This is a genomic window from Streptomyces calidiresistens (genome assembly GCF_014141525.1).
Taxonomy (GTDB): Bacteria; Actinomycetota; Actinomycetes; order Streptomycetales; family Streptomycetaceae; genus Streptomyces; species Streptomyces calidiresistens.
Genome location: NZ_VKHS01000750.1, coordinates 1 through 2,626 on the forward strand (window position 1 = coordinate 1; position 2,626 = coordinate 2,626).

At 72.1% G+C, this 2,626-nt stretch carries 2 protein-coding genes; both read right to left on the minus strand.

Annotation, left to right across the window (positions count from 1 at the left end):
* On the minus strand, nt 1-530 hold a 530-nt coding region (locus tag FOE67_RS22325), incomplete at its 3' end, for a hypothetical protein (RefSeq protein ID WP_182666635.1).
* A 100-nt stretch (nt 531-630) separates the two neighbouring features.
* Nucleotides 631-2,475, minus strand: a complete 1,845-nt coding sequence (gene ilvD / locus FOE67_RS22330) for a dihydroxy-acid dehydratase (RefSeq protein ID WP_182666636.1) — start codon at nt 2,473-2,475, stop codon at nt 631-633.
* Between the last annotated feature and the right edge of the window lie 151 nt (nt 2,476-2,626).

Genomic DNA, 2,626 nt, shown 5'->3' on the forward strand with positions numbered 1-2,626 from the left:
GCGGGGACGAGTGCGCAGCCGTAATTCGGTGACCACGCCGAAGAATCCGGGACCCGACCCGCGCGCCGCCCAGAACAGATCCGCGTTCTCCGTCTCGGAGCAGCGGACCAGTTCCCCGGATGGGGTGCCTCGATGCCGCTGCGCAGGGCGTAGGCCAGGAGCAGCCCCAGGAAACCGATCGCCTTGATCGAACGGAAGGAGGGGTCGTCGGCGCCGGCGCCCTCGCGGTTCCAGCCGGCCCAGGTGCGGGTGAAGGCGATGGCCGAGCAGATCGCGAAGGCGACCACGACGAGCATGGTGAGCCAGTCGGCGGTCTCGTTGATGCGCAGGCCCTCGTAGCCCAGGCGCAGCGCGAGGGCGCCGAGCGCGGCGAGCAGCATCGCGCCGAGTCCCAGGGCGAAGCGGCGCGGGGTGTAGCCGCGCGAGTGATCCACCCAACTGGTGCCGTAGAAACGGATCGGCCGGGGCTCGGGCCGACGTTCGGGGGCGGCGCCCCCGTCGGCGGGGGGAATCGGCGACTGCTTGCTCATGTGACCGATTATGACCGGCGGGTCGGGAGGGGTTGAAGCCCCGTCCCGACCCGCCTTTGTCACGGTTCGGCCGACGTCGCGATCCGGCCGTCGGTGTCGCTCAGCGCTCCAGTGCGGAGATGTCGCGCACCGCGCCCTTGTCGGCGCTGGTGGCCATGGCGGCGTAGGCCCGCAGCGCGAGGGAGACCTTGCGGTCCCGGGCGACCGGGGCGTACCGGCCGCCGAGGGCGGCGCGGCGGGCGGCGAGGGTCTCCTCGTCCACCTTCAACTCGATGGTGCGGTGGGGGATGTCGATGGCGATGGTGTCGCCGTCCTCGACCAGGGCGATGGTGCCGCCGGCCGCCGCCTCCGGGGAGACGTGACCGATGGACAGGCCGGAGGTGCCGCCGGAGAACCGGCCGTCGGTGATCAGCGCGCACTTGGCGCCCAGGCCGCGTCCCTTGAGGAAGGCGGTGGGGTAGAGCATCTCCTGCATGCCGGGGCCGCCGCGCGGGCCCTCGTAGCGGACGACGACCACGTCGCCCTCCCGGACCCGCTTCTCCAGGATGGCCTGCACCGCTTCCTCCTGGGACTCCACGACGACGGCGGTGCCGGTGAAGGTGTGGATGGACTCGTCCACGCCGGCGGTCTTCACCACGCAGCCGTCCTCGGCGAGGTTGCCGTACAGCACGGCGAGGCCGCCGTCGGCGGAGTGGGCGTGGGCGCGGTCGCGGATGCAGCCGGCGGCGGCGTCGGTGTCCAGGGTCTCCCAGCGCTCGGACTGGGAGAAGGCGGTGGCGGAGCGGACGCAGCCGGGGGCGGCGTGGAACATCTCCACGGCCTCCGGGGAGGGCGAACCGCCGCGGATGTCCCAGGTCTTGAGCCACTCGTCCAGGGAGTCGGCGTGCACGGCGTGGACGGTGTCGTCGAGCAGGCCGGCGCGGTGCAGTTCGCCGAGGATGGCGGGGATGCCACCGGCCCGGTGGACGTCCTCCATGTGGTACACGCCGTTGGGGGCGACCTTGCACAGGCAGGGGACGCGGCGGGAGACGGCGTCGATGTCGGCCATGGTGTAGTCGAGTTCGGCCTCGTGCGCGGCCGCCATCAGGTGCAGGACGGTGTTGGTGGAGCCGCCCATGGCGACGTCCAGGGCCATGGCGTTGCCGAAGGCCGCGCGGGAGGCGACGGAGCGCGGCAGCACGCTCTCGTCGTCCTGCTCGTAGCGGCGGCGGGTGATCTCGACGACGGTCCGGCCGGCCTCCTCGTAGAGGGCGCGGCGGGCGGTGTGGGTGGCCAGCACCGAGCCGTTGCCGGGCAGGGCCAGGCCCAGGGCCTCGACCAGGCAGTTCATGGAGTTGGCGGTGAACATGCCGGAGCAGGAGCCGCAGGTGGGGCAGGCGGCCTCCTCGATGCGCTCCAGGTCCTCGTCGGAGACGTTGTCGGCGACGGCCTCGGACATGGCGTGGACCAGGTCGAGGTTGCTGCGGACGGTGCCGTCGACCAGCGTGGTCTTGCCGGCCTCCATGGGGCCGCCGGAGACGAAGACGGCGGGGATGTTCAGCCGCAGGGCGGCCATGAGCATGCCGGGCGTGATCTTGTCGCAGTTGGAGATGCAGATCAGCGCGTCGGCGCAGTGCGCCTCGACCATGTACTCGACGGAGTCGGCGATCAGGTCGCGGGAGGGCAGCGAGTAGAGCATGCCGCCGTGGCCCATGGCGATGCCGTCGTCCACGGCGATGGTGTTGAACTCGCGGGGGATGCCCCCGGCGGCCGAGACGGCCTCGGAGACGATGCGGCCGACCGGCTGCAGGTGGGTGTGGCCGGGGACGAACTCGGTGAAGCTGTTGGCCACGGCGATGATCGGCTTGCCGAAGTCCTCGCGCGCTACGCCCGCGGCGCGGAGGAGGGCACGGGCGCCCGCCATGTTGCGTCCGTGGGTGACGGTGCGGGACCTCAGTGTCGCCATGGGTCGGCTCTCCCTGCGTGGAATGGCTGGGCGGATGCCCGTGTGGTGGACGAGGGTACGCCGATCGACCACCGATCGGGACGGACATACCGGATATCGAGACGAGTGGGTCGGGGCGCGGGAGCGCGAGGGGGGCGTCCGGCGTCCGGGA

Excerpts from the sequence above, each read along its gene's own strand:
- ilvD (WP_182666636.1), bottom strand. The coding sequence starts at position 2,475 with ATGGCGACACTGAGGTCCCGCACCGTCACCCACGGACGCAACATGGCG.